This window comes from Pseudomonas sp. S3_B11 (assembly GCF_054667715.1).
The window spans coordinates 5,753,053-5,778,241 of sequence record NZ_CP162749.1 but is presented as its reverse complement, the minus strand read 5'-3'; the positions used below and the strand labels follow the sequence as shown (position 1 = coordinate 5,778,241).

Annotated in this window: 20 protein-coding genes; 14 read left to right on the top strand and 6 right to left on the bottom strand. The window is 61.6% G+C overall.

Features of this window, described 5'->3' with window-relative positions:
• Positions 1-169 precede the first annotated feature (169 nt).
• The 3 genes from gabD (at position 170) to AB4O22_RS25800 (ending at position 4,414) form a co-directional block, all read left to right on the top strand.
• Positions 170-1,612 carry an NADP-dependent succinate-semialdehyde dehydrogenase gene (gene gabD, locus AB4O22_RS25810; protein ID WP_003196484.1) on the top strand — a complete coding sequence of 481 codons (1,443 nt, stop codon included), beginning with the start codon at positions 170-172 and terminating at the stop codon, positions 1,610-1,612.
• Positions 1,613-1,783: 171 nt separating this feature from the next.
• Positions 1,784-3,061 carry a 4-aminobutyrate--2-oxoglutarate transaminase gene (gene gabT, locus AB4O22_RS25805; RefSeq protein WP_057450589.1) on the top strand — a complete coding sequence of 426 codons (1,278 nt, stop codon included), beginning with the start codon at positions 1,784-1,786 and terminating at the stop codon, positions 3,059-3,061.
• Positions 3,062-3,199: 138 nt separating this feature from the next.
• Positions 3,200-4,414, top strand: a complete 1,215-nt coding sequence (locus AB4O22_RS25800) for a response regulator (RefSeq protein ID WP_003196488.1) — start codon at positions 3,200-3,202, stop codon at positions 4,412-4,414.
• 148 nt (positions 4,415-4,562) lie between these two features.
• On the opposite strand, the gene AB4O22_RS25795 is transcribed toward AB4O22_RS25800, so the two are convergent.
• Positions 4,563-5,552 carry a GGDEF domain-containing protein gene (locus AB4O22_RS25795; RefSeq protein ID WP_027912073.1) on the bottom strand — a complete coding sequence of 330 codons (990 nt, stop codon included), beginning with the start codon at positions 5,550-5,552 and terminating at the stop codon, positions 4,563-4,565.
• Between the two features lie 286 nt (positions 5,553-5,838).
• Positions 5,839-7,026, bottom strand: coding sequence for a delta-9 fatty acid desaturase DesA (gene desA, locus AB4O22_RS25790; protein WP_223471963.1), 1,188 nt, complete (start codon positions 7,024-7,026; stop codon positions 5,839-5,841).
• A 146-nt stretch (positions 7,027-7,172) separates the two neighbouring features.
• Here desA and dibA point away from each other — a divergent pair, with 146 nt between their 5' ends.
• Positions 7,173-9,080: a phosphodiesterase DibA gene (gene dibA, locus AB4O22_RS25785; RefSeq protein ID WP_223471964.1), complete on the top strand. Its 1,908-nt coding sequence runs from the start codon at positions 7,173-7,175 to the stop codon at positions 9,078-9,080.
• Positions 9,081-9,457: 377 nt separating this feature from the next.
• On the opposite strand, the gene AB4O22_RS25780 is transcribed toward dibA, so the two are convergent.
• Positions 9,458-9,841 carry a DUF6124 family protein gene (locus AB4O22_RS25780; RefSeq protein ID WP_223471965.1) on the bottom strand — a complete coding sequence of 128 codons (384 nt, stop codon included), beginning with the start codon at positions 9,839-9,841 and terminating at the stop codon, positions 9,458-9,460.
• A gap of 487 nt (positions 9,842-10,328) precedes the next feature.
• On the opposite strand from AB4O22_RS25780, the gene oscA reads away from it, so the two are divergent.
• The 8 genes from oscA (at position 10,329) to AB4O22_RS25740 (ending at position 18,861) form a co-directional block, all read left to right on the top strand.
• Positions 10,329-10,511, top strand: coding sequence for a sulfur starvation response protein OscA (oscA, locus tag AB4O22_RS25775; protein ID WP_003186967.1), 183 nt, complete (start codon positions 10,329-10,331; stop codon positions 10,509-10,511).
• A gap of 139 nt (positions 10,512-10,650) precedes the next feature.
• Complete coding sequence (locus tag AB4O22_RS25770; RefSeq protein WP_003196501.1) at positions 10,651-11,664, top strand: sulfate ABC transporter substrate-binding protein; 1,014 nt, start codon at positions 10,651-10,653, stop codon at positions 11,662-11,664.
• Positions 11,665-11,841: 177 nt separating this feature from the next.
• Positions 11,842-12,660: a sulfate ABC transporter permease subunit CysT gene (cysT, locus tag AB4O22_RS25765; protein WP_013692011.1), complete on the top strand. Its 819-nt coding sequence runs from the start codon at positions 11,842-11,844 to the stop codon at positions 12,658-12,660.
• Positions 12,661-12,672: 12 nt separating this feature from the next.
• On the top strand, positions 12,673-13,542 hold the full coding sequence (cysW, locus tag AB4O22_RS25760) for a sulfate ABC transporter permease subunit CysW (RefSeq protein ID WP_003196505.1): 870 nt from the start codon (positions 12,673-12,675) through the stop codon (positions 13,540-13,542).
• Between the two features lie 3 nt (positions 13,543-13,545).
• Positions 13,546-14,535 carry a sulfate/molybdate ABC transporter ATP-binding protein gene (locus tag AB4O22_RS25755; RefSeq protein WP_003196507.1) on the top strand — a complete coding sequence of 330 codons (990 nt, stop codon included), beginning with the start codon at positions 13,546-13,548 and terminating at the stop codon, positions 14,533-14,535.
• A gap of 281 nt (positions 14,536-14,816) precedes the next feature.
• Positions 14,817-16,178, top strand: a complete 1,362-nt coding sequence (locus tag AB4O22_RS25750; RefSeq protein WP_460097446.1) for a cytochrome C — start codon at positions 14,817-14,819, stop codon at positions 16,176-16,178.
• Complete coding sequence (locus AB4O22_RS25745) at positions 16,175-16,687, top strand: sorbitol dehydrogenase (RefSeq protein WP_415239429.1); 513 nt, start codon at positions 16,175-16,177, stop codon at positions 16,685-16,687. The genes AB4O22_RS25750 and AB4O22_RS25745 overlap by 4 nt, the downstream gene beginning before the upstream one ends.
• The gene (locus AB4O22_RS25740) at positions 16,684-18,861 is read left to right on the top strand and encodes a GMC family oxidoreductase (protein ID WP_003196512.1); all 2,178 of its coding nucleotides are present in this window, start codon (positions 16,684-16,686) and stop codon (positions 18,859-18,861) included. The genes AB4O22_RS25745 and AB4O22_RS25740 overlap by 4 nt, the downstream gene beginning before the upstream one ends.
• A 71-nt stretch (positions 18,862-18,932) precedes the next feature.
• Here the strand turns inward: AB4O22_RS25740 and AB4O22_RS25735 are convergent, their stop codons facing one another.
• Complete coding sequence (locus AB4O22_RS25735; RefSeq protein WP_460097444.1) at positions 18,933-19,457, bottom strand: Mpo1 family 2-hydroxy fatty acid dioxygenase; 525 nt, start codon at positions 19,455-19,457, stop codon at positions 18,933-18,935.
• A gap of 87 nt (positions 19,458-19,544) precedes the next feature.
• Here AB4O22_RS25735 and AB4O22_RS25730 point away from each other — a divergent pair, with 87 nt between their 5' ends.
• Complete coding sequence (locus AB4O22_RS25730; protein ID WP_460097443.1) at positions 19,545-20,231, top strand: Crp/Fnr family transcriptional regulator; 687 nt, start codon at positions 19,545-19,547, stop codon at positions 20,229-20,231.
• Between the two features lie 66 nt (positions 20,232-20,297).
• Here the strand turns inward: AB4O22_RS25730 and AB4O22_RS25725 are convergent, their stop codons facing one another.
• Positions 20,298-21,302: an AraC family transcriptional regulator gene (locus AB4O22_RS25725; protein ID WP_003196518.1), complete on the bottom strand. Its 1,005-nt coding sequence runs from the start codon at positions 21,300-21,302 to the stop codon at positions 20,298-20,300.
• 100 nt (positions 21,303-21,402) lie between these two features.
• Here AB4O22_RS25725 and AB4O22_RS25720 point away from each other — a divergent pair, with 100 nt between their 5' ends.
• Complete coding sequence (locus tag AB4O22_RS25720) at positions 21,403-22,476, top strand: fatty acid desaturase (protein WP_053161678.1); 1,074 nt, start codon at positions 21,403-21,405, stop codon at positions 22,474-22,476.
• A gap of 127 nt (positions 22,477-22,603) precedes the next feature.
• Here AB4O22_RS25720 and AB4O22_RS25715 read toward each other — a convergent pair whose 3' ends face one another.
• Positions 22,604-25,108 (bottom strand): TonB-dependent siderophore receptor, encoded by a 2,505-nt coding sequence (locus AB4O22_RS25715; protein ID WP_460097441.1) that lies wholly within the window; start codon positions 25,106-25,108, stop codon positions 22,604-22,606.
• Positions 25,109-25,189 lie beyond the last annotated feature (81 nt).

Here is a 25,189-nt window from a genome sequence, read left to right as displayed (position 1 = left end):
TGAGATTTCAAACGCTCTTGTCTGGGTGCTGAACCGCACGTCTGTGCTTTTGTGCGTTATTTCTGTGCTTCAGCCCGGTGAATGATTTCCCTGACGGCAGCCCCCCGAGGCGCCTTTCTACAAATCTAATTCGCTCCGCGCGTGCGCGGTGCTGTTAAGGAAAGCCGACATGCAGCTTAAAGACACCCAGTTGTTCCGCCAACAAGCCTTTATCGATGGCGCTTGGGTCGATGCGGACAATGGTCAGACGATCAAGGTCACCAACCCGGCAACGGGCGAAGTGCTGGGCACTGTGCCGAAAATGGGCGCCGCCGAAACCCGCCGGGCGATTGAAGCCGCCGACAAGGCACTGCCGGCCTGGCGTGCACTGACCGCCAAGGAGCGCGCCAACAAGCTGCGCCGCTGGTACGAATTGCTGATCGAAAACCAGGACGACCTCGGTCGCCTGATGACCCTGGAACAAGGCAAGCCACTGGCCGAAGCCAAGGGCGAAATCGTCTACGCCGCCTCGTTCATCGAATGGTTTGCCGAAGAAGCCAAGCGCATCTACGGTGACGTGATTCCCGGCCACCAACCCGACAAACGCCTGATCGTGATCAAGCAGCCGATCGGCGTGACCGCAGCCATTACCCCGTGGAACTTCCCGGCCGCGATGATCACCCGCAAGGCCGGCCCGGCCCTGGCTGCCGGTTGCACCATGGTCATCAAGCCAGCTTCGCAAACCCCGTTCTCGGCCCTGGCCCTCGTGGAACTGGCGCACCGTGCCGGGATCCCGCAAGGCGTGCTGAGCGTGGTCACCGGTAGCGCCGGCGACATCGGTGGCGAGCTGACCAGCAACCCGATCGTGCGCAAGCTGTCGTTCACCGGCTCGACCGAGATCGGTCGCCAGTTGATGGCCGAATGTGCCAAGGACATCAAGAAGGTCTCCCTGGAACTGGGCGGCAACGCGCCGTTCATCGTGTTCGACGACGCGGACCTGGATAAGGCCGTCGAAGGCGCGATCATTTCCAAATACCGCAACAACGGCCAGACCTGCGTCTGCGCCAACCGCCTGTACATCCAGGATTCGGTGTACGACGCGTTTGCCGAAAAACTGAAAGTGGCGGTGGCCAAGCTCAAGATCGGCAACGGCCTGGACGATGGCACCACCACCGGTCCCTTGATCGACGGCAAAGCGGTCGCCAAGGTGCAGGAACACATCGCTGATGCCGTCAGCAAAGGCGCGACCGTGCTGTCGGGCGGCAAGGCAATGGAAGGCAACTTCTTCGAGCCGACCATCCTGACCAACGTGCCGAAGAACGCTGCAGTGGCGAAAGAAGAAACCTTCGGCCCGCTGGCACCGCTGTTCCGTTTCAAAGACGAAGCCGAAGTGATCGCGATGTCCAACGACACCGAGTTCGGCCTGGCCTCGTACTTCTATGCTCGCGACCTGGGCCGTGTGTTCCGTGTGGCCGAAGCCCTGGAATACGGCATGGTCGGCGTCAACACCGGGTTGATTTCCAACGAAGTCGCGCCATTCGGCGGCATCAAGGCTTCGGGCCTGGGCCGTGAAGGCTCCAAGTACGGCATCGAGGATTACCTGGAAATCAAATACCTCTGCCTGGGTATCTGATCTGCTTCAAGCGCAAAGGGCACGAGAGCGCTGTCCCTTTGCGCGTTTTACCCGTTCTGTTTCTTGTGGCCGGAACGCTGCGGCAGTCGATCATCGCATGCTGTCGCAGTTGCCTCCCCGCCATGTATTCCTTGAGCCACGCCGACCGATGAGCGGCGAATGAGGACTGTAATGAGCAAGACTAACGCTGACTTGATGGCCCGCCGTACCGCCGCTGTTCCACGCGGTGTTGGCCAGATTCACCCGATCTTTGCCGAATCGGCGAAGAACGCCACGGTAACCGACGTTGAAGGTCGTGAATTCATCGACTTCGCCGGCGGCATCGCCGTGCTGAACACCGGCCACGTACACCCGAAAATCATCGCCGCCGTGACCGAGCAGCTGAACAAGCTGACCCACACCTGCTTCCAGGTCCTGGCCTACGAGCCCTACGTGGAACTGTGCGAAAAAATCAACGCCAAGGTGCCGGGTGATTTCGCCAAGAAAACCCTGCTGGTGACCACCGGTTCGGAAGCGGTGGAAAACGCCGTGAAAATCGCCCGCGCCGCCACGGGCCGTGCCGGTGTGATCGCCTTCACCGGTGCTTACCACGGTCGCACCATGATGACCTTGGGCCTGACCGGTAAAGTCGTGCCGTACTCGGCCGGCATGGGCCTGATGCCCGGCGGCATCTTCCGCGCGCTTTACCCGAACGAACTGCACGGCGTGAGCATCGACGACTCCATCGCCAGCATCGAGCGTATCTTCAAGAACGACGCCGAGCCGCGTGACATCGCGGCAATCATCATCGAGCCGGTACAGGGCGAAGGTGGTTTCTACGTAGCACCCAAGGAATTCATGAAGCGCCTGCGCGCTTTGTGCGACCAGCACGGCATCCTGCTGATCGCTGACGAAGTGCAGACCGGTGCCGGCCGTACCGGCACCTTCTTCGCCATGGAGCAGATGGGCGTTGCCGCCGACCTGACCACCTTCGCCAAATCCATCGCTGGCGGCTTCCCGTTGGCCGGTGTGTGCGGCAAGGCCGAGTACATGGATGCCATCGCGCCGGGTGGCCTGGGTGGCACCTACGCCGGTAGCCCGATCGCCTGTGCGGCGGCGTTGGCGGTAATGGAAGTGTTCGAAGAAGAACACCTGCTGGACCGCTGCAAGGCGGTGGGCGAGCGTCTGGTGACCGGCCTCAAGGCGATCCAGAAGAAGTACCCGGTCATCGGTGACGTGCGTGCCCTGGGCGCGATGATCGCCGTGGAGCTGTTCGAAAACGGTGACTCCCACAAGCCGAACGCGGCAGCGGTAGCCCAAATCGTGGCCAAGGCGCGCGACAAGGGCCTGATCCTGCTGTCCTGCGGCACCTACGGCAACGTACTGCGGGTGCTGGTGCCGCTGACCGCGCCGGACGAGCAACTGGACAAAGGCCTGGCGATCCTCGAAGAGTGCTTCTCCGAACTCTGAGTGACGGTTGTGCGCTGATCCACAAAAACCCGCCTTCTGGCGGGTTTTTTCATGTGTGCGAACCTGCCCGGTGGATTTTGAGCTGTCTGGAACGGCCACCAAGGTCTAAGGTGCAAGGATGGCAAGGGAGCATGCTGCATGACTGCTGTGGATTTACCCGCTGTACCGCGTGTGTTGATCGCCGAGGCCGATCCGGCGTCCCGTGAGCTGCTTGAGCAGGTGTTGTCGGGTGTGCGCTGCGATGCTCGGGTGGACACTTGTGGCGACGGCAAAGAGGCTTTGGATTTGCTGGCGAAGCATCCCTACGATCTGGTGATCGCCGATTGGGAGCTGCCGGGGGTTGATGGCCTGGCGATTCTGCGTGGCCTTCGCCAGCAGCATCGCACCCCGCCGTTGCCGTTCATCCTGATGAGCCGACGCAACGACAGCGCCAGCGTGCGCGAGGTCTTGCCGCTGGCGCCGACCGCGTATCTGACCAAGCCCTTGAACCGGGAGAACCTGACCCAGCGTTTGCAGGGGTTGTTGGTGGGCGGTGAAGAAACCTCCAACGATGCGCCGGTTCCGGGGCCGGGGTTGACCCTGATAGCTTTTCTGGAGCGTCGGCGTGATCTGTCCGAAGGCGCGCCGCTGATGACCGATGTGCAGGTGGCAGTCAAGCGCTGCCTCAACCCCGCTGGCCTGGATCTGAAGCTGCTGGAAGAAGAGATTCGTACCGACCCGCAAATCACTGGGGTGCTGATTGCGGCGGCCAACAGCGCTGCCCAGCATCAGGGCGGCGGCCCGGTGCAGACCGTGGCCCAGGCGCTGCACCAGCTCGGCACCGGGCAAAGCATGAACCTGATTCTCGGCCTGACCCTCAAGCGCTGCGCCCGGCTCACCGTTCCCTGTCTGGCGGACTATGCCAAGCGCTACTGGGAATTGTCGCTGCACACCGCGGAGTACGCCCGGATCCTGGCGCGGCTACTGGATCTGGAACCGGAGCGTTGTTACTGCGCGGGGCTGTTACACCGCCTGGGCGACCTGGCGCTGTTGCGTTGCCTGGAGGAGTGGACCCAGGCGGGTGGCGAGTTGGATGAGTTGGAGGAAGTAGGGAGTTGCCTAGATCAATACGGCGCCGGTTTCGGCTCGGCGCTGCGCACTCGCTGGCGCCTGCCGCTGGAGCTGCGTGAGTTGATCGCGGCAGCCTATAGCCTGGGTGGTGGGGTTTATTCCCGCGAGGCACTGGTGATGAACATGGCGGCGCAGATGGCCCACCTGACCGAGCATGAAGGACTTGAAGAGCTGGCCCGGGGGCGCACGGCACGGTTGCTGAAGATCGGCTTGCCGGAGTTGATGCGGTTGCGCCGCAAGTAGCACCACCACCTAACCCCCCTGTGGGAGCGAGCTTTGTGGGAGCAAAGCTTGCTCGCGATGCAGGCAACTCGGGTTCAAGTGGACACCGAGGCGCTGCTATCGCGGGCAAGCCTTGCTCCCACAGGGGTTCAGTGGCGGGACAACTCACTCAAGCCGCGATGATGCGGTTCTTGCCCTGGCGCTTGGCTTCGTACATGGCCGCGTCGGCGCGGGCGAACAGGCTGTCGAGGCTCTGGTCGTCGGCCGTGATGCCGGTCAGGCCCTGGCTGACGGTAATACCGAAGCCCCGTTCCCCGCTGCGGAAGGCCAGGCGCTGGATCTCCCGTTGCAACCGCTCGGCCACTTGCAGCGCCATGTCCGGGGCGCAGCCGGGGAACACCGCGGCGAACTCTTCGCCGCCGATCCGCCCGAACAGGTCACCGCGCCGGAGCACGGACCGCCCGCTTTCGGCGATTCTCTGCAACACGGTATCGCCTTCCTGGTGGCCGTAGGTGTCGTTGATCACCTTGAAGTCATCGATGTCGAGCAACAGGAACGCCATGGGCATGCCTTGTAGCCGTGCCTGCTCGAATTCACGGTGGGCGCATTCGAAGAAATGCCGGCGATTGCTGCTTTGGGTCAGCACGTCGGTGGTCGCCAGGCGCTGGAGTTCGCTTTCCAGCAGCTTCTTTTCGGTGATGTCTTCGGCAATGCCCACCACAATCACCGGTTGCCCTGGCTCGGCCTTGCGGTTGATGAAGCATTTGTCGCTCAGCCAGCGGATCTGGCCGTTGCCGGCGATGATGCGGTATTCACGGTCTTCGACGGCGCCTTTGACCAATACTTCGGCCAGGCTGCGTTCGGCGTATTCCAGGTCGTCGGGGTAGATTGCGTCGCGCCATTCGTTGAAGTCAGCCAGGACCAGGCCGGCGGGGCGGCCGAAGATCCGCTCGTAGGCGGGGCTGACATACAGCACTTGGCGGGTTTCCCAGTTGAACGCCCACAGCACGGCATTGACGCTGACCAGCAACGAGCTGAACAGCTGCTCACGCTCGCTCAGGCGCGCCACTTCACCCTGGGCATGCATCAGCGCCATGAGCGTCTGGGCTGCCTCGGGCCAATGAGGTAGGGAGTAATCCTGTAGGTTCTTGTCGACCATCGGTACAAATCTCAAAGAGCATGCACTGCTGTTGGTTCGCACGCGCTTTCTCCAAAACCCGCCTGGATGGCGAAGTGCTCTTTGAGATAGGGGATTTGGGGCGAAGTTCCTTTTCAGGCGACGAAGGGCGGGGGATTTAGCCGGTCAGTTTATGGGGGCTGAACTTGTGGCCAGAGATTGCCCCCACTGGGCCTGTAGGAGCTGTCGAGCGGAGCGAGGCTGCGATCTTTCCCCTGACGCTTGAATCTCAAGCGAAAGATCAAAAGATCGCAGCCTTCGGCAGCTCCTACAGGGCCGTGGCAGGCCGTAGCGAGTAGGTCTTGAGCTGGTCGGCGAAGTCCCGCAGGGACTGGATGCCGCTGGCCTCGGCCTCGTGGACCCATTCCTTGATGGCGGCGAGCATGTCGTGGCCGTTGCTGCTGGTCTTGACCCAGATCTGCTGCAAGGCCAGGCGTTTCTCGTAGATCACCTTCAGCGCCTGGCTGTGTTCGAGCATGTTCTGGATGCGCACGTGGTGACGGTCGTCCAGCAGGCTGGTTTCCCGCGACAGCAGGCGCTTGGCCCGGTGGAACTGGTGACGCACCGAGTGATCGACCTTTTCCAGTTCCTGCTTGACCAGTGGCGCTATGACCAGCCGGCGGTACTGCGCCATGATCTGGAAACGGTTGTTGAGGATCGCCATGGCCGTGTCCATGTCCAGGTGGCCCTTGCCTTCGACCCGGTGGGCGATCGGCGCAACCCGCTGGACCTTGGCCAGGCGCAGGAAACTGAACACCCGGATCCAGGCCCAGCCCAGGTCGAACTCCCATTTGCGTACCGACAGCTTGGCCGAGTTGGGGTAGGTGTGGTGGTTGTTGTGCAGCTCTTCACCGCCGATCAGGATGCCCCAGGGCACCAGGTTGGTCGCCGCGTCGCGGCATTCGAAGTTGCGGTAGCCCACGGCATGGCCCAGGCCATTGACCACGCCGGCAGCCCACACGGGAATCCACATCATCTGGATGGCCCAGATGGTGATGCCGATGGTGCCGAACAGCAGCAGGTCGATAATGCCCATGATCGCCACGCCCAGCAGCGGGAAGCGGCTGTAGAGGTTGCGCTCGATCCAGTCGTCGGGGCAGTTCTTGCCGTAGATGCGCAGGGTTTCCGGATTTTCCGCCTCGGCGCGATACAGCTCGGCGCCTTTGCGCAGCACGGTGGACAAGCCTTTTATGACCGGGCTGTGGGGGTCGTCGACGGTTTCGCATTTGGCGTGGTGCTTGCGGTGGATGGCGGTCCACTCGCGGGTATTCTGTGCCGTGGTCAGCCACAGCCAGAAACGGAAGAAATGTTTCAGACCGGCATTGAGCTCCAGGGAGCGGTGCGCCGAATAACGGTGCAGGTAGACCGTGACGGCAATGATCGTGACGTGGGTCATCAGCAGGGTAGCTGCCACCAGTGACCAGGCCGACAAGCCAAGAAAACCTTCGTACCACATAGGCTGTAGGGCCCTCGATAAAGATAGAAACAGCCGTTGCATTATCACCGGCCCGACAGATAAAACCAGTCGGCCTTTCAGATAAGAGTGGCTGAATGTTTCTTCCTCTATAATCCCCACCTCTCTGTAGGGACATGGATGGCCGAATGCCTGCCTATCAACGCAGTGCCATGCGCGTAGCGCTGCTTTACCTTGTGTTGTCAGTCGTCTGGCTGCAGCTGATTGGTTATTTATTGAGCAGTTTCTTCGATCAATTCGCTGACAGGCAACGCTGGCTGCTGATCAACGGCTATGCCTGGGTCCTGCTCAGCGCCGGGTTGATCTTCCTGGCGCGGGCGCGGATCTCGCAATTTTTCGCCAAGGGCGAGCACGGTGCCGATCGCGAGCGTCTGCGCCAGGCTGCCGCCGTCTTCGATTGCACCCGCGAAGGGGTGTTGGTAACCGACCGCAATGGCCTGATCGTGCACGTGAACCGGGCCTTCATGGCGATCACCGGTTATGTGCGGGACGAAGTGTTGGGCCAACGCCCCAGCCTGTTCAAGTCCGGTCGCCACGGGCCGGAGTTCTATCACGACATGTTTACCTCCCTGGACAGCCTGGGGGAGTGGAGCGGCGAGATCTGGAATCGGCGTAAAAGCGGTGAGATCTACCCGCAATGGCAGACGATCCGCGTCATTCGCGACGACAGCGGCGAGGTCAGCCATTATGTCGCGGTGTTTTCTGACATCAGCGCCATCAAGGATTCCGAGCACGAGCTGGCCTACCTGGCTCATCATGACCCGCTGACAGGCTTGCCCAACCGCCTGCTGTTTTCCGATCGCACCGAGCAGGCCCTGGCGTCAGCGCAATTGCACAAGCGTGGCTGCGCTCTGTTGCTGCTGGATCTGGATCACTTCAAGAACATCAATGACAGCCTGGGTCACAACGTGGGCGATGAGTTGCTCAAAGGCGTGGCCGAGCGGTTTCGCGGGCTTTTTGCGCCAGGGGTGACCCTGGCCCGGCTCGGGGGCGACGAATTTGCGGTGCTGGTGGAAAACTGCTCGCAGCCAGGCCAGGCAGCGGCGCTGGCCCGGCGCATCCTCGATGCCTTGAAAGAGCCCCTGCGGTTCGATGACCACGCATTGTTCATCAATGCCAGCATCGGCATCAGTCTGTTTCCCGGCGATGCCCTGAGCGCCGGGCAACTGCTGCGCAATGCCGATTCGGCGTTGTTCAAGGCCAAGAGCGCCGGCCGCGACGGCTATGCCTTGTACACCGAAGAACTCACGGCCCACGCCCAGCAGCGGGTCGAGATTGCCTTCGAACTGCGTCGCGCGCTGCAGCAACAGGAGTTGCGCGTTCACTACCAGCCGGTCCACGACCTGGCGACCAGTCGTCTGATCGGTGTCGAGGCGCTGGTGCGATGGGAGCATCCCACGCGGGGGCTGGTGTCGCCGGCCGAGTTCATTCCCATTGCTGAGCGTACCGGCCTGATTGCCCAGGTCGATGCCTGGGTCATGGACCAGGCCTGTCGGCAGATGTGCCAGTGGCAACAGGCCGGCGTGGCGCTGTCGTTTGTCGCTGTCAACGTATCGAGTCGGTTGTTTGCCCGTCGTGAGTTGTATGACCAGGTCGCCCAGGTGTTGCATGACACGGGCCTGGATCCGGGTTGCCTGGAACTGGAAGTAACGGAAAGCGCGGTGATGGAAGACCCGGAGGTGGCGCTGGAGCAGATGCATCGCCTGCGGGAGCTGGGCGTGCGGCTGGCCATCGACGATTTCGGCACGGGGTATTCGTCGCTGCTGCGGCTCAAGCGTTTGCCGGTGCAGAAGCTGAAGATCGATCAGGGTTTTGTCGCGGGGTTGCCGTGGGATGAGGATGACGCGGCGATCGTCCGGGTGATCATTGCCCTGGCCCACAGCATGGGTATGCAGGTGCACGCCGAAGGCATCGAGCAGCGTGAGCAGGCGGCATTTTTGCTTGGCCAGGCTTGTGAGCTGGGGCAGGGTTACTGGTTTGGCCGGCCCGTGGCGGCGGCGCTGTTGGATTGGGATCGGGTGCCGGTTATTGCTTGATCGTCAGGGGTATTGATGTTGGTCGAGTGCATATCCGTTGCTGCGGTAACGGCTACTGGCGGTTCCGCCCTTACGGCGGGTCACTTTTTTCAGACGCCAAAAAAGTAACCATGGGCCTGTCCCGTGACAACGGACGCCAAGAAGCGGCCTAGTAGCCGACCTGGCTCTGGGTGAGACCGCGTTTCCCCTGTGGGAGCGAGCTTGCTCGCGAAGGCGTCGGTTCAGCTTGCATCATTGTTGCCTGACACTCCGCTATCGCGAGCAAGCTCGCTCCCACAGTTGTTTTGGGTTGACTGTGGTATCCGCGACAACCCAATTCCCCTGTGGGAGCGAGCTTGCTCGCGATGGCGCCGGCTCAGCTTGCCTCTATGTAGGCGCTATCCCTTGGCGCTGTGTGCCGCCATCTCCTTGGTTTCCAAATGATCCAACGCCCGCTCAACCAACAACTGCACCCCATCGGCCATGCGGCTGATCGCCAGGGCGACGCAGCGGCGTGAGTCATCCACGTCGTCAGCCAGGTCGGCGGCGATGGTGCTGATGGAGAGCAGGTCTTCGGAGGCGTTGGCGAGCAGGGTTTCGGTGTCGATGTGAGGGGTGACGATGAACAGCTTGGTGCTGTCGGGTTCGGGCGGTGAGGCGGGCTTGGGGTTGAGGTAGTAGTCGAGGGCGCGGGTGGCGGCGTCATCGAGCTTTTTTTCTTCCTGCGCTTGGACGCGGGATTTGTGGCCGTTTTGCGGCGGATTAGGTGATGGCTTGAACATAGTTGTACTCCGAAGTTTTCAGGAGCCAACACCGCTTCGCTTGCACAGTCGAGAGAGGTGGCAGCTATGCATAGGTGTGCAAGACCGGTCGGAGTACCCGGCAGACCCGAAGATCTCCCATACACAGCTGCCATAACGACTCGCGAGCATAAAAAAATGCCCGATGAATAGCCATCGACAATTGTGTCCTCCGCCGGACTTGCACGTCCGTGTCACCGTTTTTTGCGATGACGAACAGAGGTTATCCGCGCCATAGAGCGCTGCCTAGTTCATGAACAGCCCGGCGTTTTGAAGGAAATATCCGAGGGTTTGGCAGGGAAAAAGCCCCTAACCACCCCTGCCGTAGGACGTCGGCTACTTTCTGTAACTTTGGTTATATAAAAATTCTTAAATAGTCTTTTTAAGAATATCCGCACTTATCTAGTATTGCTCCCACGCCGCAAGCAGTGCCGCCCACTGCCAGGCATTCATTCAAAGGAGCAGCAGCATGAGCGCATCTCTACGTAGCGTTGACGGCCAGGACGAAGCAACCATCTTGCGCGAGATCCAGAGCGCGTTGCGCGATCTACGCTTTGGGGCAGTGGAAATCACCGTGCACAACGCGCAGGTGGTCCAGATCGAACGCAAGGAAAAATTCCGCCTGCAGCAACCGAGTCATAAGCCGTCTTGAAGAAAGACAAAAGATCGCAGCCTTCGGCGGTGCCTACGGGGGGCTGAGTGTAGGAGCTGCCGAAGGCTGCGATCTTTTTCTACAAGCCAAACGAATTTCCAGAAGCCATAAGAAAACCAGAATTCCAGGAGCTTTCACCATGTCGTCCATTCGTCGTTATGCCCTGGCCGCGCTGGCCAGTGCTGTTTTTGCCGGTTCCGCCGTCGCCAAGGATTACGAGTTGCTCAACGTGTCCTACGACCCGACGCGGGAGCTTTACCAGGATTACAACGCCGAATTCGCCAGTTTCTGGAAGAAAGCGCACCCGGACGACAGCGTGAAGATCCAGCAGTCCCACGGTGGTTCGGGCAAGCAAGGCCGGGCGGTGATCGATGGTCTGCGGGCCGACGTGGTGACCTTGGCCTTGGCCGGTGACATCGATGAAATCGCCAAGCTGGGCAAGTCCCTGCCGGCGGACTGGCAAACACGCCTGCCGGAAGCCAGCACGCCCTACACGTCCACCATCGTGTTCCTGGTGCGCAAGGGCAACCCCAAGGGCATCAAGGATTGGGGCGACCTGATCAAGAACGACGTGTCGGTCATCACCCCGAACCCGAAGACTTCCGGCGGTGCGCGCTGGAACTTCCTTGCCGCCTGGGCCTATGGCCTGAAGGCCAACGGGGGTGACGAAGCCAAGGCCAAGGAATACGTGCAGGCGCTGTTCAAGCACGTGCCGATTCTCGACACCGGTGCCCGTGGCTCGACGATTACCTTTGTCAACAACGGTCAGGGCGATGTGTTGCTGGCCTGGGAAAACGAAGCCTTCCTGGCGCTGAAAGAGGACGGTGGTGCGGACAAGTTCGACATTGTCGTGCCGTCGTTGTCGATCCTCGCCGAACCGCCCGTGGCGGTGGTGGACAAGAATGCCGAGAAAAAGGGCAACCTGGAGATCGCCGAAGCCTACCTCAAGCACTTGTACAGCCCGGCCGGCCAGGAAATCGCCGCGAAAAACTTCTATCGTCCACGGGACAAGGATGTGGCCGCCAAGTACGCCCGGCAGTTCCCGAAATTGGACCTGGTGACCATCGACAAGGACTTCGGCGGCTGGAAAAGCGCCCAACCGAAATTCTTCAACGATGGTGGCGTGTTCGACCAGATCTATCAGGCGCAGTAAGCTGAAACAAAGCTAAATCCGGACACCGAATTTGTGGCGAGGGGATTTTGTGGGAGCAAGGCTTGCCCGCGATGGATGCGATGCGGTCCTTCAGAAACCGAGTCGCCTCTATCACGGGCAAGCCTTGCTCCCACCCAGTCTTGCTTCCATGTTTAGTGTTTTTAACCAAGGACCTTTATGTCGCGTCGCATATCCCCCGTCATACCCGGCTTCGGGCTGACGCTGGGCTACACCCTGGTGTACCTCAGTCTGATTGTGCTCATACCCCTGGCGGCGATGTTCGTGCATGCCGCCCAGCTCACCTGGGAACAGTTCTGGGCGATCATTTCGGCGCCGCGTGTGCTGGCGGCCCTGAAACTCAGTTTCGGCACCGCGCTGTACGCCGCCATCATCAACGGCGTGATCGGTACGTTGCTGGCCTGGGTACTGGTGCGCTACACCTTCCCCGGTCGCAAGATCATCGACGCGATGATCGACCTGCCGTTCGCCCTGCCCACCGCCGTGGCCGGTATTGCCCTGACGGCGTTGTATGCGCCGACCGGTCTGGTCGGCCAGTTCGCCACTGACCTGGGCTTCAAGATCGCCTATACGCCGCTGGGCATCACCCTGGCGCTGACCTTCGTGACGTTGCCGTTCGTGGTGCGCACGGTGCAGCCGGTGCTGGCCGATATTCCCCGTGAAGTCGAAGAAGCCGCCGCTTGCCTCGGCGCCAAGCCATGGCAGGTGTTCCGCCACATCCTCGTGCCGGCGTTGTTGCCGGCCTGGTTGACCGGCTTCGCCCTGGCCTTTGCCCGTGGCGTGGGCGAGTACGGTTCGGTGATTTTCATCGCCGGCAACATGCCGATGAAAACCGAGATCCTGCCGCTGCTGATCATGGTCAAGCTCGACCAATACGACTACACCGGCGCCACCTCCATCGGCGTGCTGATGCTGGTGGTTTCCTTCGTCCTGTTGCTGCTGATCAACCTGCTGCAGCGGCGCATCGAAACCCCATAAGGAGGCGCGAACATGTCCCAATCGTCTATTTCCGCAGCCTCCACCAATGCCGCTCGCCGTGGCAGTGCAACGTCGCGGCGCGTGCTGATCGGCCTCGGCTGGCTGATTTTTGCGCTGTTTCTGCTGTTGCCGCTGTTCATCGTGGTGTCCCAGGGCCTGAAGCTCGGGCTGGGGGCGTTCTTCACGGCGATCTTCGAACCCGACGCACTGTCGGCGTTGAAACTCACGGTGGTTGCGGTGCTGATCTCGGTGCCGCTGAACCTGGTGTTCGGCGTCAGTGCCGCGTGGTGCGTGAGTAAGTATTCATTCCGCGGCAAGAGCATGCTGGTGACGCTGATCGACCTGCCGTTCTCGGTGTCGCCAGTGATCGCGGGCCTGGTCTACGTGCTGATGTTTGGCGCCCAGGGCTTGTTCGGGCCGTGGCTGTCGGATCACGACATCCAGATCGTGTTCGCGCTGCCGGGCATCGTCCTGGCGACCATCTTCGTCACCGTACCGTTCGTGGCCCGTGAACTGATCCCGTTGATGCAGGAGCAGGGCACCCAGGAAGAAGAGGCCGCGCGCCTGCTCGGCGCCAATGGCTGGCAGATGTTCTGGCATGTCACTGTGCCGAACATCAAGTGGGGCCTGATCTATGGCGTGGTGTTGTGCACGGCCCGGGCCATGGGCGAGTTCGGCGCGGTGTCGGTGGTGTCCGGGCACATTCGCGGGGTGACCAACACCCTGCCGCTGCACGTCGAGATCCTCTACAACGAATACAACCACGTGGCCGCGTTCGCTGTGGCGAGCCTGTTGCTGATCCTGGCGCTCTTCATCCTGCTGCTCAAGCAGTGGAGCGAAAACCGAATCAACCGCCTGCGCGCCAGCGCCGCGGAGGAATAAGTCATGTCGATCGAAGTCCGTAACGTCAGCAAGAATTTCAACGCGTTCAGGGCCCTGGACGAGATCAGCCTGGATATCCAGAGCGGCGAGCTGGTGGCGCTGCTGGGCCCGTCGGGTTGCGGCAAGACCACTCTGCTGCGGATCATCGCCGGCCTCGAAACCCCGGACCAAGGCAGCATCGTGTTCCACGGCGAGGACGTGTCCGGCCACGACGTGCGTGATCGCAACGTCGGTTTCGTGTTCCAGCATTACGCCTTGTTCCGTCACATGACGGTGTTCGACAACGTTGCCTTCGGCCTGCGCATGAAGCCGAAGAACCAGCGCCCGAACGAAAGCCAGATCGCGACCAAGGTCCACGAGCTGTTGAACATGGTGCAGCTGGACTGGCTCGCCGACCGCTACCCCGAGCAGTTGTCCGGCGGCCAGCGCCAGCGTATCGCCCTGGCCCGCGCCCTGGCGGTGGAGCCCAAGGTGTTGCTGCTGGATGAACCGTTCGGCGCCCTCGACGCCAAGGTCCGCAAGGAACTGCGCCGCTGGCTGGCGCGGCTGCACGAGGACATCAACCTGACCTCGGTGTTCGTGACCCACGACCAGGAAGAGGCCATGGAAGTCGCCGATCGGATCGTGGTGATGAACAAAGGCGTGATCGAGCAGATCGGCTCGCCCGGCGACGTCTACGAAAACCCGGCCAGCGACTTTGTGTACCACTTCCTCGGCGACTCGAACCGCCTGCACTTGGGTGAGGACCGGCATGTACTGTTCCGCCCTCACGAAGTTTCGCTGTCGCGCTCGGAGCTGGAAGACCACCACGCCGCCGAAGTGCGCGACATCCGTCCGCTCGGCGCCACCACTCGGGTGACCCTGAAGGTGGAAGGCCAGAGCGAGCTGATCGAGGCGGAAGTGGTGAAGGATCACGACAGCCTGGTGGGCCTGGCGAAGGGCGAGACGCTGTTCTTCAAGCCCAAGGTCTGGCAGAAAGTCGCCAACCTCTAAAAGCAAAAGCATCGTCGGAACGCCGCCCGGAGCAAGCTCGCTCCCACAGGGGATTTGTGTGTGACGCAGATCCATTGTGGGAGCGAGCCTGCTCGCGATGGCGTCCTCGACATTACCTCGACCTGAATCTGAATAACGACGTTTCTGTTTGCTTCAATCGGTTCTACTTCTGCACCTGTCCTTGAATCAAACCCTACCTAGACTCTGACTTGCCAGGAGGCAGTGAGAGTCCAATGACGGACCGGTGTTATCTCCTGGCGCCTGATGCCAAGGAGATGAGTATGAGAGTGGAAGTCAGTCGGCATGGCCCGCTTGGCTGTGCATTGTTAGGCGTCTTGCTGGCCCCGGCCGCCAGCGCCGCCCCCTCGTTGTCCCCCCAGATACCCTTCGATGTCACGGTGACCAAGCCCGTTTCACTGGTCAGCCTGCAAGCCAATTTCGATGAGCTGTCGTGGCAGACCTTCATCGCCCTGAGCTGGCCGGCGCTGGATAACGGCGACCCCAATACCGGCACCTCCATCGGCAAGCAGGATGGCGCCACCGTGTGGGAAAGCTGGAAAGAGAGCTACCAGATTTTCCGCGCCAAGGGCCAGGCCCCGCTGCCCTGGAATGCCCCGGCGACCCTGCCCGAAGCGTGCAAGTTGCTCAAGCCCGGTCGCCTGTTGCAGCAAATGGGCAAGGTGCCCGATGTGCTGGATGAATTTATCCAGCCCTTCGAGAGCGGCCCGCTGGTGGACCAGAACGGTACGTACACGCGCAACGAAATCGTGGTCAACCAATCGATGTTCAACGGCATCGTCGACAACGGCCTGTACAGCATTGAAGGACAGCAGGCGTTTTTCGCCGCGAAGCCGACCAATGCCGTGGCGTTCAGTTGTGGTTCCACCGAGACCAAGCAGGTCGGCGCGGTGATGGTGAAGGCGTCGTGGAAAGTACTGGGCCCCAACGACAACCGACAGGACTTTCACACCGTCGATGCGCTGGTCTACACCCCGGGCAACAACGACCCGAGCCATGGACCGATTGTCGCGGAGTCGTGCGTGTCCGAGCCGGTCGGTTTGGTGGGGTTGCACATGGTCCATAAGACCGCCAGTGCGGCGCAATGGGTCTGGTCAACCTTTGAGCATGTGAAAAACGTGCCGGAAAAAACCACGCCCGTTGCCCAGCGGACGGGGCCTTATCTGTTCTACAACGCAGCCAGCACAAGCGACATCAACCAGCCGCCACCACGGCCATGGAACCCGGCGGTCAAGGCGACGCCCTCGCAGATCGTGCGCGACGTGCCGCTCACCGAGGCCACCAAAAAACTGAACGCTACGTATCAAGGCCTGTTGCGTACGGTGAACCCGAAGAGCGTCTGGGCGAACTATCAACTGATCAGTACCCAGTGGCCGTCAGACCCGCCCAAGAACTGCCAGATATCGGCCGCCAACCCGCTGGGCAGCCCTGCGCCCTCGTTCCTGGCCAACGCCACGCTGGAGACCTACATCCAGGGCACCGTGCCCCAGGCGTCTTCCAGTTGCATGGCTTGCCATGGCAATGCGGCCACCCATGTCACCGAGTCGCCGCGTACCAGCTTCGCGGATTTCACCTATTTGCTCGAACGCGCACAGTCCACCAGTGGACAAGGAGCCAAGCAATGAGCAGCAATCTGGATAATTTCGTAGGCCTGTCATCAGCCCTTATTGGCATCTCGACGGATCGTTTGGCACCGCAGATCGACCCGGTCGGTTTGCCGCCGATCTTTCTCGATTATGTCACTGCGCGAGTTCCTTCCGACGTGCTCAACGCGCTCTTGACTCAATACGCCACCCTGGTGGCTGAGCACTTCCCGCCCGACCAGATCGCCCAGCAGATACTGAAGTTCAACATGCAACCGACGATTCCACGCACGGTACTCGCCGCGCGCTCGATCATGAAGCTGTGGTTGTTGGGCGTCTGGTATCAACCGTTCGATATGGCGCCTTTCAAGAAAGATGATTCAGCGGTGGTGTCCGATCAGGCCTACATCCACAGCTGGGCCTGGAAAATCGCTCAGGCTCACCCGATGGGCTACAGCGAATCGTTTTTTGGGTATTGGAACGGCGCGCCCTCCAGCCTTGAAGATTTGACCGGCGTATCCGCTAACGGACAGCAAGGAGCGTTGTCATGAGTACCGAACAAGCCGAAGTGGTGATCGTTGGCGCAGGCCTGGCCGGTAGCATCATTGCCTATCAGTTGAGCATGGCCGGGATTGATGTACTGGTACTCGAATCGGGGCCGGAGATACCGGTCAATCGTGCCCAGTATCTGGAGCGTTTCTATACCGCGACGCTGAAAACCCCTGAGTCCCCTTACCCACCAAGCACGACACTGGACCCACATCTCAAGGGGCCGGCCGAACTGAACGCTCCACGGGCGACCATTGCCGATCTGCTCAATGGCAACTGGAACAACCCGGCGGTCAGCTACTTGGTCCAGAAAGGCCCGATGCCCTTTACGAGCACTTACGAACGGGTGGGTGGCGGCACGACATGGCATTGGGTCGGAACCTGCCTGCGCATGGTGCCGAACGATTTTCGCCTGCGGTCCAAGTATGGCGTCGGGGTGGATTGGCCGATAGGTTATGACGATCTGCAAAGCGCCTATTGCCGGGCGGAAGCGGAAATCGGTGTGTCGGCCAACGTCGCCGACCAAGGTTATCTGGGCATGACCTTTCCCGAGGGTTATGCATTCCCGATGCGCAGCATTCCGTTGTCGCTGGTCGATGGCAGCTTTGTCACGGCTGTCACGGGACAGACGTTCGATAGCCTGCCGCTGGTAGTCAGCCCGACGCCGGCTGGGCGCAACTCCCAACCTTATGCCGGTCGCCGGGTATGCGCCGGCAATACCAACTGCACGCCGATCTGCCCGATCCAGGCCAAGTACGACGCCACTGTGACCATGAACAAAGCGTTGAATACTGGCAAGGTCCGCGTGCTTTATCGAACCGTGGCCAGCAAAGTAACCGTTGGCACTGACAGCAATATCAATGGCATCGAGTTCAAGCAATATCAGTTGGAAGATGGCCCCGTCACTGGAACCGGCGTGGCAATAGGACAACGTTATGTGATCGCCGCCCATGCGATCGAAACACCGAAACTGCTACTGCACTCCGGCGTGGCCAACAGCAGCGGGCAAGTGGGGCGCGGCCTGGCTGACCATCCCATTTATCTGGCGTGGGGGTTGATGCCCGAGGGCAAGGCGATTTTCCCCTACCGGGGACCGCTATCGACGGCCGGCATCGAAAGCCTGCGCGACGGTGCCTTTCGCAGCGATCGTGCGGCGTGGCGTATCGAGATTGGCAACGAAGGTTGGAACTGGCCGGCCGGTGATCCCTACACCACGGTCGCTGACTTTATCGATGGGAAGAACAATGGTGGCGCCAACCCGAGCAATAAATTGCTATCCGGAACGGCGTTGGTACAAAAGCTCAACGACGTCTTCACCCGCCAGTTCCGGATCGGTTTCCTGGTCGAGCAGGTCGAGGACGATCCCGACCACGCGCAATGCTACATCGTGCCCTCGACCCAATACACGGACCGGCTCGGCATCCCTCGGCCGGAAATCCACTACAACCTGTCCGAGTACACCATGAAGGGTTTCCAGCAGGCGAAAGTACTGGCGACACGCATCATCGAGGAGCTGCTCGGTGCCCAGGAGTTGACGGGCATCATCGGACCTGGATGTTTTACGTACGACAAGGTGCCCTACAGCTTCCAGGGCGCCGGCCACCTGATGGGGACTTATCGCATGGGCGATGACCCCACCAAGTCTGTGGTGGACAAGTACCAGCGCAGTTGGGACCACAAGAACCTGTTCCTGGTGGGCGATGGCGTGTTCCCCAGCACCGGCACCTCGAACCCGAGCCTGACGATTGCGGCGCTGTCGTTCCAGGCTGGGGATACGCTGGCCAATGACCTGCGGGCGGTGACGATGCAGGTCCAATCCAACGTCGCCTGGCAGGGCACTGGCGTGCAGGTCAACGGGTTGGTACCGCGACTGGTGCGCTATGTCAGTGGGCGATGGTGTGCCAGTCCGCAGGGTGGCAATGTCGATGGAAATGGCGGTTCGAGGCACATCGACTACAGCAGCTATGCCTTGCCCGGTGCCGCCGAAGGCGCCTTGATCGGTCGCGTGGGCAATGATGGCAAGCCGTTTCTGGTGGGTGACCTGGGGCAGGTTCCGGGCGACCAGCAAGGGGAACTGCAACTGTGCATCAACGATGACCTGACCGGGCAGCACGGGTCTGGCTTGAAAGATAACACCGGCGCGCTGACGATACGGGTCGAGTTTGGTGCGCTGTAAGGCTTGAGCGGTAACGGTCCAACTCCTGTGGGAGCGAGCTTGCTCCCACAGGGGAGGGTATTGCGGTGTTTTCAGGCGGCCGAGCGCTGGTTGCGCAACGCCACCGGCCCGACGCGCTCTTCGATGGCCTGCTTCAGTTCGCCGCGAAGCCCCAGCAGAAAACCCGCTTCCACTACCACAAACAGCGGCCCGACAATCAGCCCGGTGAGGTCGTCGACGAACGCCGGCTTGCGGCCTTCGTAATAGTGACCGACGAACTGGATCGCCCAACCCACCACGAACATTCCCAGGCCACTGCCCAGCCACACCAGGGTGCTTTGCGCGGCGAGCACCTGGCCCAGCCATAGCGCCAGGCCCAGCAGCACCGTCATCAACACCCCCAGGCGCAACTCCAGGCGCAGGTAGAACCAGGCACTGGCCACGGCCACCAGCAGCGCCGGCGACACGAGGACTGCGCCCACTGGCCAGCCGGGCCGTGACAGCAGCACGGCGACGGCGACGAAGATCAGCGGGATACCGATGAAATGGCTGGCGATGTTGCGCGGGTCGCGATGATAGGCGGCGTATTGACTGAGATGATCGACGAGGCTTTTCATTGTTGTTCCTCCTGAGGTGATGCCTGCATGATGCCCAGGTACCACAAGGCGTTCTGTCAGTTAGCCGACACTTGTCCCGGAGTTTCCATGAATTCGCATCCCTGGCACTCACACCTGATGGCCGGCCACTGGTACAGCCATCTGCCTGTTGAGTTACAGAATAGTCTGCTGGGCATGGCACGGGTGCGCCGCCTGCCGCCGGGGCATCGGTTGTTCCGGCGTGGCGACCCACCGTGCGGGCTGTATGCCGTGCTGGAGGGCGCGGTGCGCGTCGGTGCGGTGAACGAACAGGGCAAGGAGGCGTTGCTGAGCGTGGTAGAGGCGCCCCACTGGTTCGGTGAAATCTGCCTGTTCGATGGCCAGCCGCGCACTCATGATGCGGTGGTTGTCGGTCAATGTACGCTTCTGCACGTGCCCCAGGCGCCGTTGCTGGCATTCCTGCAAGAGCAGCCGATCCACTGGCGGCATCTTGCATTATTGATGAGCCACAAACTGCGCCTGACCTTCATCAACCTCGAACACCTGAGCCTGATGCCCGCCCCGGCCCGCGTGGCCCACCGCCTGCTGCTGATCGCCGAAGGCTACGGTGAAATCGAACCGGCGCGCCGGGTCCTGCAACTGCCCCAGGAACAACTGGCGCTGATGCTCGCGCTGTCACGCCAGACCACCAACCAGATCCTCAAGGACCTGCAGGCCCAGGGCATCCTGCACCTGGGTTACGGCGAGATCGAAATCCTCGACATCGAGCGGTTGCGGGCCCTGACCACGCCCTGAACCCGATCTGAACCTTGTGGGAGCGAGCTTGCTCGCGATTGGGGGCAATCCAGGCACTGCAAATCCCTAGCGCAACCCTTCCCGAAACTGCCCTGGCGTCATCCCGGTCCAGCGCTTGAATGCGCGGCTGAAGCTGCTGGCATCGGCAAAACCCAACAGGTAGCTGACTTCGCTCAGCGAACAATTCGGATCCCGCAGGTGCAGCAGCGCCAGATTCTCCCGGCACTCGTTGAGCAGGGCGTCGAAACGGCAGCCTTCGTCGGCCAGGTGCCGTTGCAGGCTGCGCAGGCTCAGGTGCATGGCTTGGGCGATGCGTTCGGCGCTGGGCTCGCCTTCGGGCAATTGGGCCTCGATGGCCGAACGTACCTTGCGCTCCCAGGTCAGCGGCTTGAGCTGGGCGAGGGTGCGTTCGAGCACGGTTTCGTTGTGTTCGGCCAGTTCCGGGTTGGCGTCGTCCAGATGGCTGTCGAAATCAGCGAGGTTGAACTCCAGGCAATCCTGCGCGGCGCCGAAATGCACCGGCGAGCGGAACACTTTGTGCCAGGGGCTGGGGTCCGCCGGTTCCGGGCGCCGCAGGTACACCGCCAGCGGTGCGTAATCACGGCCGAGGCGGTTGCGACAGGTGCGCACGTAAATCGCCGTGAACGCGTCGATGGCTTCAAAGGCTGGCACCGGTCGGCCCGGCGGCACCTCGAGGCTAAAGCGATAGCGGTCCTCTGCGCGGATCAGTTGGAGGGTCAGTGCATCGCTGACCACCGGGTGATAGCGCACGATCCGTTCGAACACTTCCCGCAGGCTGCCGCTCGCCACCAAGGCATAACCCAGTGCGTGAAACGTGGTGGGGCTGACGAAGCGCGACACCCGCAGGCCGATGGCCGGGTCGCCGCTGGCCTGCACGGCCAATGCCCACAGGCGGGTAGTGGCCGAGAGCGGGTAACGGGCGTTCGGGTCGTCCATCCATTGCGGGTCGAGGCCGGCCTCGACGCACAAGGCGTGGCTGTCCAGGCCCAACGCATCGAGCTGTTTGCGCAGGGCGCGGGTCCAGCTTGCAAGGGAGGTGGGTTCAGTCATGACGATTGGCGCTTGCGGTCAACAGGTTGGCGTTTACGGCTACCACCCCGTGGGACTACGCCCGGCAGGATGAGCACATCTCTAACAGAGGATGTAAGCCATGCACGGCACTTGCGCAAGCCCCGAGCGATTGAATGCACAACAACGATCGGCCCATATTCGCCAGGTGGTCCTGGCCCGGGGCGAAGAATTGCGCCAGCGCTATCCGATCCTGCGCCACCAGGATGCGTTGGGCGCGGGCATCCTGGCGTTCGCCCTGGCCGGGATGATCGGTTCGGCGCTGCTCTACATCAACGGTCACCTGGCCGGGTGGGCGTGCCTGTTGCTCAACGCGTTTTTCGCGTCCCTGACCCACGAGCTGGAACACGACCTGATCCACAGCATGTATTTTCGCAAGCAGCGCCTGCCCCACAACTTGATGATGGGCCTGGTGTGGCTGGCGCGGCCGAGCACGATCAATCCGTGGATCCGTCGCCACCTGCACCTCAACCATCACAAGGTGTCCGGCAGCGAGGCCGACATGGAAGAGCGGGCCATCACCAACGGCGAGCCCTGGGGACTGGCGCGGTTGCTGATGGTCGGGGACAACGTGATGTCGGCCTTCATCCGCCTGCTGCGGGCCAAGACCTGGGCGCACAAGCGCAGCATTCTCAAGCGTACGCTGAAGGTGTATTTCCCGCTGGCGTTGCTGCACTGGGGCGCCTGGTATGTGTTTCTCGGTTTTCATGGGGCCAACGGCATCGCCAGTCTGCTGGGGACTTCAATTGATTGGTCGTCCACAACGCTGGCGGTTATGCACGTGATCGACATCGCCGCGGTGGTGATCATCGGCCCGAACGTGTTGCGCACCTTTTGCCTGCATTTCGTCAGCTCGAACATGCACTACTACGGCGACATCGAGCCGGGCAATGTCATCCAGCAGACCCAGGTGCTCAACCCCTGGTGGCTGTGGCCGTTGCAGGCGTTCTGCTTCAACTTCGGCAGCAGTCACGGCATTCATCATTTCGTTGTGAAGGAGCCGTTCTACATTCGTCAACTGACGGTGCCGGTGGCCCACCAAGTGATGCGCGAGATGGGTGTGCGGTTCAATGATTTCGGTACATTTGGCCGGGCGAACCGGTTTGTGCGGGAAGAGGGTGTGGTGCGGGAGGAAGGGGATACGGTTCGGGTCTGATCGTTCCCATGCTCTGCGTGGGAACGCATCCCGTGACGCTCCGCGTCACACTCCAGAAGCGGAACGCGGAGCGTCCCTGGCGACGTTCCCACGCGGGAGCGTGGGAACGATCGATCTGAGGAACAGGCTAGAACTGATAACTCACCGTCGCCGCCACATTGCGCTCTTCACCCATGTAGCAATAGCTCAGGCTGGCGCACGAAGCGACGTAGGTTTCGTTGGTCAGGTTGTTCGCGTTCAGGCGCACATCCACGCCCTTCAAGCCGACCTTGCCCAGGTCATACCCCACCGACGCATCGAACAGCGTGTAGGCCGGCACCTTCATGGTGTTCTCCGCATCGGCCCAGCTGTAGCCGACATAGCGCACGCCGCCACCCAGGCGCAGGCCGTCGAGGGCGCCGCTGTCGAACTTGTAGTCAGCCCAGACCGAAGCCATGTGGCGCGGGGCCTGGGTCGGTGAGTTGCCCTTGTTATCGATGATGTCGGTGGTGGTGCTCAAGGTGCTGATCATCGATTTCGAGTATTCGATGTCGGTGAAGGTGTAGCTGCCCAGCACTTTGAATTGTTCCGTCAACTGCAGGTGCGCTTCCAGTTCCAGGCCCTGGGAGCGCACGGCCCCGACGGCGCGGTAGAAGTTTTCCTGGGGCAGTTTGGTCGCCAGGTTTTCCTGGTCGATGCGAAACAGCGAGGCGGTGTACAGGTCATCGGTGCCCGGCGGTTGGTATTTCAGGCCCAGTTCCCATTGCTTGCCATCGGTCGGCGGCAGTGGGTTGCCGGCGCTGTCGGCGTAGGAGTTCGGATTGAACGACTCGGAGTAGCTGATGTACGGCGCCAGGCCGTTGTCGAACAGGTACAGCGCCCCGGCGCGGCCCGTGAGCTTGGTGCGTTTGTCGTTGATCTCGGTGCCTTCCGGGCGGCCAGATTCGGCGATGCGGTTTTCATCCGAGGTTCGGACCCAGTCCTGGCGCAGGCCGAGGGAGAAGCGCCATTTGTCCATTTCCACCAGGTCTTGCAGATACACGCCGGTCTGCTCCAGGCGCCGCAGGTAACTGGTGGGGCTGAAGTAGGTGATGGTCGAGTTGCCGTAGGTCGGGTCTAAGGCATTGATCGGCGCGAGGCTGCCGCTGGTCCAGTCGACCACGGTTTTGCGCCGCTGGTAGTCGACCCCCATCAGCACGGTGTGTTTGGTCGCGCCGGTAAAAAATTCGGCTTGCAGCATGTTGTCGACGATGAAGGAGTGGAGCTTTTCTTCGGCGCCGGTGTAGTAGCGGTTCAGCTCGTTGCTGGTGGGCGTGGTCCAGCCATAGGCGTAGACCTGATCGTTGGTGACTTGGGAGTCCAGGTAGCGGAAGTTCTGCCGGGCGGTGAAGACATCGTTGAAACGGTGCTCGAACTGGTAGCCGAACGACTGCTGGTCGCGTTCGTAACCGTCGACGCCAGGCTCGCCTTCGAAGAAGTTTTCGGAGATCCGCCGGCCGTTGCGCTGATGCAAGGTGCCGTCGGCCGGCATGCCACCGTGGTAGCCGCCGTCGGGGTCATGCTGCAGGTAGGCTTGCAGGGTCAGCGAGGTGTCCTCGCTGAAGTCGATGTTCACCGTGGGCGCGAGGGCGAAGCGTTTTTCCTTGTTGTGGTCGAACTGGGTGTCGGAGGTGTCCGCCAGGCCGATCAGGCGATAGGTGATGCGTTTGTCGTCATCCACGGGGCCAGTGAAGTCGAAGCCCATGCCGCGTTGGCCCTGGGTACCGACCGTGGCCTGGATCTGGTGATAGGCCTCGTACTGTGGCTTCTTGCTGGTGAGCGCTACCAGGCCGCCGGGCGAGCTGCGGCCGTAGAGCACCGAGGACGGACCCTTGAGAATGTCGACCCGCTCCAGGAAGTACGGATCGACCTGCATCGAGCTGTAGGTGCCGCTGTCGCCCATGGACTTGAGGCCGTCGAGGTAGATGTTATCCACCGAGCCCTCGTTGAAACCGCGCATCGCCACGTAGTCGTAGCGATGGGTCGCACCGTAGGGGTTGGTCAGCACGCCGGGGGTGTAGCGCATGGCCTGGGACACGGTTTGCGCGCCCTGGTCGTCCATTTGTTCGCGGGTGACCACGGACACGCTCTGGGAGGTTTCGCGCAGGGCGGTACTGGTCTTGGTGGCGACCTGGCTGTGGGTGGCGTTGTAGCCTTCCATGCTGCCCAGGGCGTTACCCAGGGCGAAGCCCTTAATGTCGGTGGTCGGCAGTTCCAGCGTGCTGCCAGCGGTCTGGGTTTGCAGCACGTAGCTGCTGCCATCCTGGCTGACGGCAACCAGCCCCGAGCCGCTGAGCAGTTGGCTCAGGGCCTGGTCGGGCGAGTACTCGCCCTTGAGTCCCGGGGACTGGACGCCGCCGGTTTGCGCCGGCGTGCTTGCCAGGGTGATCCCGGCCTGGCGGGCGAACTGGTTCAGTACGTCGCTCAGTGGGCCGGGGGCGATGTTGTAGCCCTGACGGCTGGCGGTCACGCCGCTTTGTGCGGCGAGCGCGAGCATCGGCACGACGCTGACCCCAAGCGCAGTGGAGAACAGCGCTGCATGGATCGCCTGGCGCAACAGGCCCGGTTGCGCAGAGAAGCCGAAGGGGTTCTTGAGAAGCAAGCGCTCAGTCATTGTAGGTTCCGTTGGAGTCGCTGAAGGCAGATAAGGGGTGCTTACTGTCCTAGCCGGACGCCGGCCTGAAACCCGCCAAAA